This window comes from Brevundimonas sp. P2_A6, assembly GCF_056404975.1.
This window is the reverse complement of sequence record NZ_JBFUCZ010000005.1, coordinates 142,911-156,417: the sequence shown is the minus strand read 5'-3', so window position 1 is coordinate 156,417 and position 13,507 is coordinate 142,911. Positions and strand designations below refer to the sequence as shown.

Here is a 13,507-nt window from a genome sequence, read left to right as displayed (position 1 = left end):
GAAACAAGCAATCGATTGCACAAGCGATCGGACCACGGGGAGGACGACCATGATATTCAGTAAAATTGAGGCTCGTAATCACACTACCGCCCGCCGAGCGACATTGTCGCATGGGCGGGGCGTCAGTCTGGCGGTGATGGCCTGCGCTGCGTCGCTGATCTCGGCCCCTGCCTGGGCGCAGGCCACGCCTGTGGCTCAGGACGATCAGGTCGACGATATCATCGTCACCGCGCTCAAGACCGGCGAGCAGCAGCTGGACAAGGTCCCGCTGGCGATTCAGGCCTTTTCCCAAGAGACGCTGACGCAACGCGGCGTTCGCGACGGAGCTGATCTGATGCAGCTGATCCCTGGTGCCTCGCAGGCCCAGGAAATCGGTGCCGGCTATCGGGTCTTCTCGTTCCGTGGCTCGGGTGCCGGTGGCCCCGTCGGCGACGGCATGATCGGCTATTACCTCGATGATACCCCGTTCGGCGTTCCCAACTTCCAGGCCGCCCCGCCCGTTCAGTACTTCGATCTGGAACAGGTCGAGGTGCTTCGGGGGCCCCAAGGAACCCTCTATGGTTCCGGTTCCATGGGTGGGACGATCATCTATCGCACCCGCAACCCCACGCTCGATCGCTTCACCGCTCAGGCGGAAGGCGAGGTCTCAACGACGGCCAACGCCAGCGATCCCAACTATCGGGTCGCCGGAGCCGTCTCGATCCCGATCGTGCAGGATGTCCTGGGGATCCGGATCAGCGGCGGCTACGACTATCGCCAAGGCTATAACGACATCTATTCCGGCGCACCTACGGGCACCCCGCGCGAGACCGACGCCAACACGGTGATCGCCGAGGATCTGCAGGCGGTCGTGCTTTGGAAACCTGACGCGAACACCAGTGTCCGTTTGCGCGCCTGGAAGTTCAGCACCGACCAGGACTACCTGAATGTGATGAACTCGATCGATCCGCCCTATGCGTCGTTCCAGGGTAATGTCGTCGGCTTCGATCATCGGCGCTCTGAATACTATTCCAGCACGATCACCCACGACTTCGAGAACTTCACCCTGACCAATGCGACGTCCTATCAGAAGTCGCTGCCGGGCGGTTTCCAGGTCGGCCTCAACCTGGGCGCGCCTTTGGGGATCGGCGTTTTGAACAACGGCGGCAACTCGGACAGCTTCGTCAACGAATTCCGCCTGGCGACGAATGGAGACGGTCCGCTCCACGCGGTGGGCGGAATCTTCTATCAGAAGGCCGAGGGCCTCTACACGTTCAACATCAACTTCCCGACGCTGAACCTTGCCGGCCAGACCATCACGCGAACCGAGAACGCCTCGATTTTTTCGGAAGTCAGTTACGATCTGATGGGTGGGAAACTCGTTCCCCTGGTCGGTCTGCGTTACTTCCGCGATGACCGGTCTTCGGACTCCATCTCGAATGGCACGGCCGTCTCCAGCCAGTCCAAGCCCGACAAGGTGACCTGGCGCGCGAACCTGGCCTATTATCCGAACGACGACTGGATGGTGTTCGCCAATGTTGGAACAGGTTTCCGGAGTGGCATTCTTCAGTCGCAGGCGCAGGCGGACGCGGTCATCGCCGATGGCGTCCCGAGCGCTATCGCGCTTACACCCGACGAACTTCTGAACATGGAGATCGGGACGAAGGGGACCTTGTTCGACGGCGCTTTGCGGGTGGCTACGAGCGTCTACCAGATCAACTACACGAACCTGCAGAGCGCCTTCAACACATCGATCGGCCTGGCTGCCTTTGCCAACCTCGGCGACACACGGACTCGCGGTATCGACATTGAGGCTTCGTGGGACACGCCGCTGGAGGGGCTGACGCTCGGCGTAATCGGTAACGTGAACGATTCGAAGTTCACGGACGTGAGCCCCAAATTCGCTGCAGCCAATCCTCGCTTTGCCAATGGCGAGGACCTGATCAACACGCCACCATACAACTGGCGGCTGGATGCGAACTACGAACGCAACCTCGGCAAATACGATTTCTTCGCCAATGCATCGATGACGGCCCTGGGCCGAAACAAGATCGCGGATGCGACGCTGGATACCCTGGACCCCTACCAGCTCTACCGGGCCGCCGTTGGCATCCGCTGGGATGAATACGAGCTGCGTCTCTACGGGGAAAACTTGTCGGACGAGCGCGGGCCTACTGCGGCCAACGGACCGACCCTGCTGGCCGGACCGCGTCCGCGTACCGTGGGTGTCACGCTTCGGATCGACCTGAACTGAGGCTGGAGGGCGGTGCCTTCGTCGAGGGCACCGCCACTCACCACGGATAAAAACACGGGGCGCGTCTTGGTTGAGAACAATGCTGGAAAGGGTCGCATTGGCCGTCGTTCGCTTCTCAAGGCGGCGGCGTTCGTAGGACCGCTCGGGTCGATATCGTCGCCGGCGGCTGCGAGGTCTGCCCAGATGGCGTCAGCGCCGCCTGCAGACCGAATTCGGGCCGGACGAAGGATCGCGCTGGCCAGCACTCGTTCCGGCCAGGTCGCCGGTTACGTCAGTTCTGACATCCTGACCTTCAAGGGCATTCCATATGCCGACACGACGGCCGGCGAGCATCGGTTCATGCCGCCGCGCCGGGCTCCGGCCTGGGACGAGGTGCGCAGTTGTCGCCAGTACGGCCCCGTCGCGCCGCAGGACAAGGGCACCGGCCGGTTCAACGACGAAGAAGCCTTCATCTTCCAGTGGAACGACAGCGTCGAAAGCGAGGACTGCCTCCGACTGAACGTCTGGACACCGGGCACCGACGGCGATCGACGCGCCGTCATGGTCTGGCTGCATGGCGGTGGCTATGCTGCGGGCTCGAGCCAGGATCTCCCAGCATTCGACGGTGAGAACCTGGCGCGTCAGGGCGACGTCGTCGTCGTCAGCCTGAATCATCGCCTCAATCTTCTGGGCTTCCTCGATCTGTCGGCTTTCGGCGACCAGTACGCCTCGTCCGGCAACGTCGGCATGCTGGACATCGTCGCGGCTCTGGAATGGATCCGGGACAATATCGCCGCCTTCGGGGGCGATCCCGATCGGGTCATGATCTTCGGTCAGTCGGGAGGCGGCGCGAAGGTCAGCACCCTGATGGGGATGCCGGCGGCGCAGGGGCTATTCCACCGCGCAGGTGTGATGAGCGGGTCGTTCACTCGGCCGGCCACGCGTGAATCGTCTCGACGCCTGACCGAACTGTTTCTGGCCGAGCTCGGTCTCGACGGCACAGAGGTCAATCGCCTCCATACGCTGCCGTATCTGACACTGCGCCAGGCCGCAGCCGCGGTGACGGCGAGAGAGAACAGGCCTTTCCCTGGCTTCGTCGATGTCCGGGCCGTGGGCGGTCGCCTGGACTTCGGGCCGGTGGTGGACGGCGAGATCCTGCCCGCCGCCCCGTTCCGGCCGAACGCGCCGGCGATGTCGCGGGATGTGCCGATGATCATCGGCTCGACGCTCAACGAGTTCGTCAGCGGCATAAATCAGCCGGATGCCCAGGCGATGGATGAGGCCGAGCTGCAACGCCGCGCCGAAGCCTTCTCTCCAGGCAAGGGCTCAGAGATCGTGGCCGCCTTCCGCGATCGGACTCCGGGGGCCTCGCCCTTCGATCTGTGGTCACGGATCGCGACTTCGCCGGTCCGCCAGAGCGCGATCGCCCAGGCTGCGGCCAAGGCTTCGGCAGGCGGCGCTCCTGCCTATCTGTACTGGTTCACTTGGCAGACCCCCGTGCTGGACGGCCGGCCGGCGGCCTTCCACTGCCTCGATATTCCGTTCGTCTTCGCCAACACGGCCCGCTGCGCCTCGATGACCGGCGGCGGTGTTTCTGCCCAGCAACTGAGCGAAATGATGTCGAGGGCTTTCGTTGCCTTCGCCAAGACTGGCAGCCCTCAGCATCCGGACCTGCCGTCCTGGCCGCCATTCAACGCCACCGAGATGCCTAGCATGATGTTCGACACCCAGACGAGTGTCGCCAAAGGTCCGGATCGGAACGAGCTTGCCCGTGTCGTCTGAAGAGTTGGTGCGGCCCAAAGCGAGCGAAGCGATCGGGACCGACCCTTCGGACGTGCTCTCACGGCTTCTGCGCGACCTGTATGGCGCACGCGCGGCCGACCTCAAGGCGCGCGTCGATGCGCGTTTGAGGCTCGCGATCGATCAGCGGCCCGAGACCCTGCGCGTCATCGATCGTCGCCGCGCCGCCGATCCCGCGTGGATCAGCCGATCAGGCGAAACCGTCTACACCTTTTACGTCGACCGGTTCGCCGGCACCCTGGAAGGGGTCATCGAAAGGCTGGATTATCTGCAGTCCCTCGGCATCCGCTGGCTGCATCCGCTTCCGCTGCTGCGCGCGCGCGACGGTGACAGCGATGGCGGCTTCGCCGTGCAGGACTACCGCGAGGTCGAGCCGGCGCTCGGCGACATGGCCACGCTGGAGCGTCTGACGGCGGAACTTCGGGCGCGCGACATGGGGCTACTGCTCGATGTCGTCTGCAATCACACCGCACGCGAACACGAGTGGGCGACACGGGCCCGTGCTGGAGACCCGATCTTTCGCGCCTACTATCACCTGGTCCAAAAGGAGGCCGAAGTGGTTGCGTGGGAGCGCAATCTGATCGACGTCTTCCCCGACACCGCTCCGGGCAGCTTCACCTACGACGAGGATGTCGAGGCCTGGGTCTGGACGACCTTCTATCCGTTCCAGTGGGATCTGAACTACGCCAACCCGGACGTCTTCCTGGAGATGCTGGACGTGCTGCTGTTCCTGGCCAATCGCGGCGTGCAGGGCTTCCGTCTCGATAGCGCTCCCTTTCTCTGGAAGCGCCTGGGCACATCCTGTCGGAGCCAGCCCGAGGCCTATCTGATCGTCGAGGCGTTCCATGCGGCCCTGTCGATCGCGGCCCCAGGCGTGGTGCTGCTCGCAGAGGCGATCGAAAGCTTGGACGACATATTGCCCTTCTTCGGCAAGGCCGCCGACGGCTGCGACCTGGCCTACAACAATGGAGTCATGACGGCGCTGTGGGGCGGGCTGGCCGATCAGGACGCCGGGATCGTCCGGCGGGTCCTCGATGCTGCCTCGGCCCGGCCCGATCATGCCGCCTGGCTGAACTATGTTCGCTGTCACGATGACCTGATCTGGAACGCGCTGGCGGCCTATGCCTCTCCGGCGGACCTCGAGCGCTGGTCCACCTTCTACGACGGGAATGGCTTCTCGGACGGTCGGCGGTTCCAGACGGCGGCGGGTGGCGTGCCCTCGACTAACGGAATGGCGGCCTCGCTGGTCGGCTTCGGACGCGAAGACGTCGATCCGACGCTGGCGTTGGCTCGACTGGTGCTGCTGTATGGCGTCATCCACGCTCTGGACGGCTGGCCACTGATCTACATGGGCGACGAGATCGGCCTGGGAAACGATCTGACCTATCTGGATGATCCCGAACGGCGGGACGAGGGGCGCTGGCTCCATCGCCCTGCCATGGACTGGTCGCGTCTCGCTGCCGACGACCGTGAGAGCGCTGCGGCCCGGGTGTTCGATGCCATCCAGGCCTTTGGCGATCACGCGCGTGCGCTGAATGATCTTGGCGTACGGGGCAGGGCCGTGCCGCTCGCCCTTCAGGTCGACAGCGTCCTCGGCTTCACGCGTTCGCATGGACGCATGTTCCTTTGTCTGGCCAATCTGTCTGATCGGCCCGTCTCGGTCGCAAGACCCGTTGCCCTCGACGCGCCGGGCCTGTCAGTCTTGACGGGTGAGCCGGTGCCAATCGGCCCGGTTCACCTCAAGCCGTATGGGGTCTTCTGGTGGGTCGCGGATCAATGACGCGTTATGCGGGTCTCGAGTTCGGCGGTACCAAGGTCGTGGTCGCCTTCGGTCATCGGCCAGACGATCTGTCCGAACCTATTCGGATCCCGACTACGACCCCTGCCGAGACGCTGGAACGGGTCGTCGCTGTTCTGGAGGCCGGCCAGTCCGAAAGCCGTTTCGATGCCATCGGGGTCGCCAGCTTCGGACCGATCGGTCTCGACCCGACCCGAGCCGAGTTCGGGCATATCCTGACCACGCCCAAGGCCGGATGGTCGGGAGCCGATATCTTGACCCCCCTGCGACGGTTCGGCCTGCCGGTCGGTCTGGCCACCGATGTCGGCGGCGCGGCCCTTGCCGAGGGACGCTGGGGGGCCTGCCAGGGCCAGGCGGACCACGTCTACGTCACAGTCGGCACAGGCGTTGGCATGGGTGTCGTCGCCAACGGCGCTCTGGTGCACGGCGTCCTGCATCCGGAGGCGGGGCATCTGCCGATGCGTCGTGATGCGGTGCGCGATCCCTTCGCTGGTATCTGCCCCTTTCACGGCGCCTGCCTGGAAGGCCTTGTCAGCGGCCCCGCCATCGCCGCGCGCCTGGCCCGCCCCGGAGAGACGATCGCGAGCGACGATCCTGTCTGGGAGCTGATCGCCGACTATCTGGCGCAGATGGCGGCCAGCCTGACCTATGTCCTCGCCCCGCAACGCATCGTCATCGGCGGCGGTGTCGGCGGCCAGCAAGCGCTCCTGGATCGCGTGCGGGTCAGGCTGAAGCTGGAGCTGGGCGGCTACCTCAAACATCTCGACGATGCTGACGCCATCGCCGACTATCTGGTCGCGCCCGGCCTCGGCGAGCGATCCGGCGTGCTCGGCGCGATCGCCTTGGCGGCGGACGCCCGTGCCAACACCTCTTCACAGCGAGCCTGACCGTCATGACCAATACCCATGCCGCCACCCAGTCCGGCCGCATCGGCAAGGACGATCGCCTGGTGATCCTGGCCTCGTCGGTCGGGACCGTGATCGAGTGGTACGACTTCTATCTCTACGGGTCGCTGGCGACGATCATCACGGCCCAGTTCTTTTCGGGCGTGAACGAGACGACCGGCTACATTTTCGCCCTGATGGCCTTTGCCGCCGGGTTCGCCGTGCGGCCCTTCGGAGCCATCGTGTTCGGGCGGCTGGGTGACCTGTGGGGACGAAAGAACACCTTCCTGGTCACCATGCTGCTGATGGGCCTGTCGACCTTCGTCGTCGGTCTGCTGCCCAACTACGCGGCCATAGGCATCGCGGCCCCGATCATCCTGGTCCTCATGCGCCTGGTGCAGGGCCTCGCGCTGGGTGGAGAATACGGCGGTGCGGCCACCTATGTCGCCGAGCATGCCCCGCCTGGAAGGCGCGGCTTCTATACCTCCTTCATCCAGATCACGGCGACGGCCGGGCTGATGATCAGCCTGGTTGTCATCCTCGGCACTCGGTTCGCCCTGGGAGAGGAGGCATTCCTCGATTGGGGCTGGAGGATCCCCTTTCTGGTCTCGATCCTGATGCTGGGCGTCTCGCTGCTGATCCGGCTGAAACTGGCTGAAAGCCCCGCCTTTCAGCGCATGAAGGGCGAGGGCAAGGGGTCCACGACGCCGTTGAAGGACAGCTTCGGCAAATGGCCCAACCTGAGACTGGTGCTCATCGCGCTGTTCGGGCTGGCCGCCGGTCAGGCCGTGGTCTGGTACACCGGTCAGTTCTACGCCCTGTTCTTCCTTGAGAAGACGCTGAAGGTCGACGGGCCGCTGGCCAATATCATGATGGCGGCCGCGCTGCTGCTGGCCACGCCGTTCTTCGTCTTCTGGGGTTGGCTGTCGGACAAGGTTGGGCGCAAGCCGATCATCCTCGGCGGATGCATCATCGCGGCCCTGACCTATTTCCCGCTCTTCCACGCTTTGACGGGGGCCGCCAATCCGCAACTGGCGGCGGCGACGGCGTCGTCGCCGGTCGCGGTCCATGCCGATCCTGCTGACTGCTCGTTCCAGTTCGATCCCGTCGGCAAGACGACCTTCAGCACCTCGTGCGACCTGGCCAAGTCCTACCTGGCAAAGGCTGGCGTCACCTATGACAACGTCGTTGCGCCCGCCGGCTCGGTCGCCACGGTCCGCATCGGTTCTGTGATCGTTCCCAGCTTCCGGGGCGACATCCTGCCCACCGCCGTCTTCAAGACCCAACGCACGGCTTGGGAGGTCGGCCTCGGCCAGCAACTGAAGGCCGCAGGCTATCCAGCCAAGGCCGACAGCGCCCTGGTCAACAAACCCCTGACCATAGCCATCCTGTTCGTGCTCGTTTTCTATGTGACCATGGTCTACGGCCCGATCGCGGCCGCGCTGGTGGAGATGTTTCCGACCAACATCCGCTACACCTCGATGTCGCTACCCTATCACATCGGCAACGGGTGGTTTGGGGGCTTCCTGCCCACCACGGCCTTCGCCATGGTCGCAGCGACGGGCAATATCTATTACGGGCTCTGGTATCCGGTGGTGATCGCTGTGTTGACTGCGGTGGTTGGTCTGTTGCTGGTGCGCGAGGGCAAGTCGGTCGATATTCACGCCTAGTTTTGCGCTGTCAGTCGAGCGCCAACTCGTCTCGGTCCTGGTAGTTAGCCAACGAGCGTTACTTTTCGGGTAATGGCCGTTAGGCGCGGGCCGGGACGTCCGCTTTCGGGCTCAAAGCCTATGACCGCTTCCGACCCAGAGCGGACCTTGGGCGGATAGCTACGCCTACGGAATAAGGACCTGCTTGTCCTCGGCATGAAGCGCGGGATAGGGCCAGCCGCTGGTTAAACCTTCGAGATATGCGAGGGGCGTGCCAGAGTCGACACGGCCAAGTTGCGAGCATTTGGCGAGGAAGAGTTGAACCTGTTGAGCCGCAGCGGCCTGCGCACGTTCCTGATCGACGAACCGGTCGGCAGGGGTCATGAACGTGATGGTGAACGGGGTGCTGTAGCAGAGCGGATTTCGCGTGTTGTCAGCGGTGGGCACGAGCCCCGTCACAAAGTACGCGCGCGTCGTGTGAGACTTCATGCCTCCTTCGGCTGCCGCTTGATTTGAGGGAGATGAGCCTTGGTCGGATTGCGGGGTCGATAGACTGTTCGGGTTGTTGACTGCCGCCATCGCGCGTCGCTCCTGCTCGCGTGCGGCCTCATAGCGTTCGCGTTCTGCTTGGAAGTTTGTGTTTGCAGCCGAGGCTATTTCGGAGTTTGGGGCCGCGATTCCCGACCCCGCCGCCATCCCCGCAGTGATGGCGGTCATATCACCGTTTGTTTGAGCCCCCGCTGCGATGCCGCCCACCACAGCTCCCAGCATGCCAAACATTTCGCTCCGCCCCTGCTGAGCCTGCGCAATGGCCGCATCGGAACGCCAATAGTTGTTGCCCCGAGCCATTCCGAGAATGCGCCACTGAGCCCACTGGCCTCGCCTGAATTGTTGGCTTTCGATAGCAAACTGGTCGCCAACAAAACGAAAAACGAGACGTCCCGCGCCTTCGACGCCTGCGGCGTCTGTCGCCAGCGCTCCATCCTCCAGAACTGTGTAGCCAAAGGGGGCTCCCGTCGCCGGGTTCATCGTGAAGTCTTGGTTGTTTACAATGCCGTTCCCAACAAGCTCTCGGCGTAGGACTCGACCAGGTTCAACCCAGTAGAATGTCGTCCGCTGGGTGCCGGACTCAGTGATTTGGGAACGGCTGAACGAGCGACCAATATTCTGGTCCATCCCACCCCAACAGCCCTGTTGAAGGCAGTAAGCTGGCACCGATGTGCCCGTGCTTGGCGCCGTTTGAGATAGTGAGACAACAGGGCTACCGAGCAGCAGGGCCGCTATCAAGGCCGATGTCAGCATACGTATTTCCCCTCCCCGTCAGGCACTGTCTAAGGGAGTTCCCCGCTTGTCAATCGGCGGTATCGGACACAACTTTCGTCGCGGGTTCGTGCTACCTTTATCGCCAGCAACGCGCGCGGCAGGTTGCAAGCTTAGGGGCCATGCCATGTCAGTCCATGGTGCGTCCGCTCTCCACCCGTTTGAGACGTCCAGGACGTCCGCTTTGCGGAAGGCTCAACCCCACACGCGCTTGCCGCCCGATTGCGGACGTTCCCAACCGCTGAGATGAGTCAGGATCGGACCTTGTTCAAACTGAAATGTCCGCTCCTGACTCGAAAGCGAAGTTTGCAACCTCGGATATCGGGCCGTCGGTTGAGTTTTTTTAGGACAAGACCCCGTCGGACGTTGATCCGACGGGGTCTTTTATCGGCTAAAGACTGATCAGTCTCTACGACGAACGTTGGCTGCGGCGTTGATCCCAACAGAGGCCGAGGCCCCATTGCGGTTCGCCGATGTCGACCCGTTCACGCCGGCGTTCGCATCAACGCGACGGCGGGGCTGGGGGGTGGATTGTTCGGCAGCCCGTTGATCGGTCGCCGGAGAAGCGGAACGATCCGGCGAATCTGAGGCCGCCCCTCTCAGAGCGCCGCCACCGGCCAAGCTGGCACCGTTCAGCATGCCAGAGCCTTGGCCCTGCGCCGATCCAGCCGCGCCAGAAGCAGCGCCTTGTACCGAGCCGTATGCTCCGGCAGCGGTTGAAACAGCGGTTCCGGCGACGTTGGACGCTGTGGCGCGGGTTCGCCCGGCAACGGCGGCGGCGCGTTCACGGTTGCGGTCGGCGGCGGCGGCCGCACGGTTCCGGGCCCGCTCGGCGGTGCGCTCGGCTCGCGTCAAGGTGTCGGCACCCCGGTCGCGGATCATGCTGCCATCAATCGGATTAGTGAGGCTGCCATTCAGAGCCCCGTTGCCGCCCAGCGAGCCGCCTAGCCCGCCCACTTGGCCGCCGAGGCCGCCGGTCAGGCTTCCACCACCGCCCAGAACCTGGGCCTGAGACGCACCGGCCAGAGCGAGGCCGAACGTGACGGTCGCCATCATCAGGGTCTTTATCATGATCGTGTCTCCTGCAGAGTCTGGGCGACATCGCCCTCGCAAGTTCCAACGACACGACCCACAGGATTCATCCCGAGCCCGAGAGAAATCCTATCTGGACAGCTGCCCGCGAGCACCGATCACGCTGGGGTCGACCCGGAGCGCTGTGCCGACAAGCCCTTCACCGTAGACGGGGTCCCTGCCCGGCGCACCCAGGTCGGCCGCAGTCCGCGCGAGCGCCGCGAGCGCCTGGGCCCCACCGCCGCTGCGGGCCAGCAGACCTGCGACGAGCGGGGCGGCGAAAGATGAACCACGCACGCGCGTCCAGGTCCCGGCCTGGCCTGCTGCCGCCATATCGGCACCCGGCGCGACGAAGTCGACCTGTGGACCTCGTCCCGTCTCGGGAAGGATACTTCCGCGGGCGTTGACGGCGCTGACACCTACGACGCCCTCATAGGCGGCGGGATAAAGTGGCGGGGCGGCCGGACCATCGTTTCCAGAGGCCGCGACGAGGGTCAGGCCTCGCGCTAGCGCCCGCGCAATAGCGCGCTCCACAAGGCCATTCCTGGGTCCTACGAGGCTGATGTTCACTACCCGTGCCTCCTGGTCAACCATCCAGGCCAGCGCCTCGGCAAGGCCAGTCGAGGAGCCGCCGTCCGTCTGCCCGCCAAAGATGTCAGCGACCAGCAGGCCCGCCCCGGGATCCGCCCCGGCGAAGACGCCGCTTTGTCCGACCATCAGAGAGGCGACGGCCGTTCCATGGGCCCCAAGTCGCGGCGGGCCCGCGAAGCCACGCTGTGTGATCCTTGAACCGACGAGAGCGGGATGGGTCGCCTCTACGCCGGTGTCGATCAATCCGAGTCGTGCGCCTGAGCCCTGGGTGGCCGATGGAGACAGCTCCAATGGCAGGAGGCCTTGCCGTGCGGATGCCTCGCCTGCCGGGGCGTAGACGTGGTTGAAACTGACGTCGGCGTCCGGATCGAGGGCGCGCAATCGCGTCACGGCCCGTGCCAGGCGCATTCGGCGCGGTGGTGCCAGCACGACCACGTTCAGATCGAGGGCTTCCAGCCGTTCCTGGCGGACCAGGGTGAAGCCGGCGCGCACGGCCTCCGCTTGCGCCGCCTCCGACAGATCGATGGCTATGATCTCCGCGGCGACCACCGGCCAGCCGTCAGGATCCGTGTCCAGCGCGCCTCCCGACCGCCGGACAAGATCGCTCAGTCTGGCAGGGGCCTGCAGCGCGCGATCCACGGACCGGCGCGCCAGGGCATCGATATCCCCAACCTCAGGCAATCGGCCCGGACCCGGCGGGGCGACCGGGAGCCTCGGGGTCTGCAGGGGCCCGATCTGCGCGGCCGTGGGCGTCGCCGCCGCCAACAACAGCAAAGCCAATCCACTCAGAATGCCCTGTCTCAATCTCAATTCACCCTCCGAAAATCGGCACTTGCGGAAGAAGACATTCCGTCCTGTCTATGCCACGGATGAAACGTCCCGGCCCGGTCGTTTCATCCGCATGGACGAGGATAACGCTTGGACGACTTTCAGACGGGGCTGGTCGAGCTTCTTCCGCGCCTGCGCCGCTTTGCTCGGGTGTTGCGGCCCCGTGATGCGGATGCGCAGGATCTCGTCCAGCAGACGATCGAGCGGGCGCTCGGCGCGCGGGCAAAGTTCCGCGCAGGGACGCGGCTCGACAGCTGGGCCTTCACCATCATGAGGCGGATCGCCATCGACGAGGGTCGCTCAAGCCAGAGATGGGGCCGCGTCGTGTGTCCAGAGGATGCCGTTACGGCCTCTGTCGGAGACGACGCCCAGGCGGACGAAGGCCTGCGCGTCGACGCCCTGGCCGCCCGCGCGGCGATCCATGCCCTGCCTGACGATCAGAAGCATGCGGTGGCTCTGGTCTTGATCGAGGGCCTGTCCTACGCCGAGGCCGCCGAGGTGCTGGGTGTGCCGGCCGGCACCCTGACTAGTCGTCTGGTCCGGGGCCGGCAGGCGTTGATCGAGACCCTGTCGGCGCAAGGAGTAATGGGATGACCCACTACGACGACGAGACCCTGATGCGCCGTATCGACGGAGAGCTGAGCCGGGAGGCCAGCGACCGTATCGATGCCGAGGCCCTGCATGATCAGGACCTGGCAAAGCGCCTGGCGCGGATACGGGGGCTGCGGACGCTTGCGCGGGAGGCGTTTGTCGTGGCTCCCGATGCGCGTGACGTAGCTCTGGCCCGAATGATCACGGGTGCAGACCCGGCTCCTTCTCCATGGGCCCGATTGACGGGCGCGCTGGCCGACGCCTTCGCCCCAAGGCGCGCGGCCCTGTGGGGTGGCCTTGCCGTGGCGACATTCGTCGGCGGCCTTGTCCTTGGCCCCCTGCTCAACCCCGCGGAGGACGGTTTCGTCATGTCATCCGGCGGAGCGATCGTGGATGCTGGCCTGGTACGCGTGCTAGACCAGGGATTGGCCTCGGATGGCGAGGACACCGAGGGGCGGGCGGTCGCTCTGACCTATCGGGACATCGACGGCCGTTGGTGCCGCACATTCCGGGCCGGCGTGGTCGGCGTGGCGGGTCTGGCCTGCCGCGACGAGGGACACTGGGCTATCCGCGCTCTTACCCCGCTCGGCGACCCAACTGGCGAAGTGCGCACCGCCGCATCGGACACGCCTGCGGTGATAATGGCAGCGGTGGACGCTGGCTTGTCTGGAGAGACCTTGGACGCTGCCGCTGAGGAGCGAGCTCGCGATGGAGGATGGCGTTAGGCTTTCCCGCAGTTTCGATAGCGCGGTTACGATAGACG

At 64.8% G+C, this 13,507-nt stretch carries 10 protein-coding genes; 7 read left to right on the top strand and 3 right to left on the bottom strand.

The annotated features are described in order from the left end of the window. Positions 1 to 49: 49 nt before the first annotated feature. The 5 genes from AC1DW4_RS12965 (at position 50) to AC1DW4_RS12945 (ending at position 8,364) form a co-directional block, all read left to right on the top strand. On the top strand, positions 50 to 2,233 hold the full coding sequence (locus AC1DW4_RS12965) for a TonB-dependent receptor (RefSeq protein WP_477017682.1): 2,184 nt from the start codon (positions 50 to 52) through the stop codon (positions 2,231 to 2,233). Between the two features lie 183 nt (positions 2,234 to 2,416). Continuing rightward, a complete protein-coding gene (locus AC1DW4_RS12960) occupies positions 2,417 to 3,994 on the top strand; it encodes a carboxylesterase/lipase family protein (protein WP_477017681.1) in 1,578 nt (525 codons plus the stop codon). Continuing rightward, entirely contained in the window at positions 3,984 to 5,792 is a 1,809-nt protein-coding gene (locus AC1DW4_RS12955; RefSeq protein WP_477017680.1) for an alpha-amylase family glycosyl hydrolase, read from the top strand. Before AC1DW4_RS12960 ends, AC1DW4_RS12955 begins: the two co-directional genes overlap by 11 nt. Continuing rightward, on the top strand, positions 5,789 to 6,697 hold the full coding sequence (locus AC1DW4_RS12950) for an ROK family protein (RefSeq protein ID WP_477017679.1): 909 nt from the start codon (positions 5,789 to 5,791) through the stop codon (positions 6,695 to 6,697). The genes AC1DW4_RS12955 and AC1DW4_RS12950 overlap by 4 nt, the downstream gene beginning before the upstream one ends. Before the next feature lie 5 nt (positions 6,698 to 6,702). Then, complete coding sequence (locus AC1DW4_RS12945; RefSeq protein WP_477017678.1) at positions 6,703 to 8,364, top strand: MFS transporter; 1,662 nt, start codon at positions 6,703 to 6,705, stop codon at positions 8,362 to 8,364. Between the two features lie 165 nt (positions 8,365 to 8,529). Here AC1DW4_RS12945 and AC1DW4_RS12940 read toward each other — a convergent pair whose 3' ends face one another. The 3 genes from AC1DW4_RS12940 to AC1DW4_RS12930 all read right to left on the bottom strand — a co-directional run bounded on the left by AC1DW4_RS12940 (position 8,530) and on the right by AC1DW4_RS12930 (position 12,129). Beyond that, complete coding sequence (locus AC1DW4_RS12940; protein WP_477017677.1) at positions 8,530 to 9,519, bottom strand: hypothetical protein; 990 nt, start codon at positions 9,517 to 9,519, stop codon at positions 8,530 to 8,532. A 546-nt stretch (positions 9,520 to 10,065) separates the two neighbouring features. After that, the gene (locus tag AC1DW4_RS12935) at positions 10,066 to 10,734 is read right to left on the bottom strand and encodes a hypothetical protein (RefSeq protein WP_477017676.1); all 669 of its coding nucleotides are present in this window, start codon (positions 10,732 to 10,734) and stop codon (positions 10,066 to 10,068) included. A gap of 90 nt (positions 10,735 to 10,824) precedes the next feature. After that, positions 10,825 to 12,129: a S8 family serine peptidase gene (locus tag AC1DW4_RS12930; protein WP_477017675.1), complete on the bottom strand. Its 1,305-nt coding sequence runs from the start codon at positions 12,127 to 12,129 to the stop codon at positions 10,825 to 10,827. Positions 12,130 to 12,243: 114 nt separating this feature from the next. On the opposite strand from AC1DW4_RS12930, the gene AC1DW4_RS12925 reads away from it, so the two are divergent. Both AC1DW4_RS12925 and AC1DW4_RS12920 read left to right on the top strand, forming a co-directional pair. Then, positions 12,244 to 12,747 carry an RNA polymerase sigma factor gene (locus AC1DW4_RS12925; RefSeq protein ID WP_477017674.1) on the top strand — a complete coding sequence of 168 codons (504 nt, stop codon included), beginning with the start codon at positions 12,244 to 12,246 and terminating at the stop codon, positions 12,745 to 12,747. Then, a complete protein-coding gene (locus tag AC1DW4_RS12920; RefSeq protein ID WP_477017673.1) occupies positions 12,744 to 13,469 on the top strand; it encodes a hypothetical protein in 726 nt (241 codons plus the stop codon). Before AC1DW4_RS12925 ends, AC1DW4_RS12920 begins: the two co-directional genes overlap by 4 nt. Positions 13,470 to 13,507: the final 38 nt, after the last annotated feature.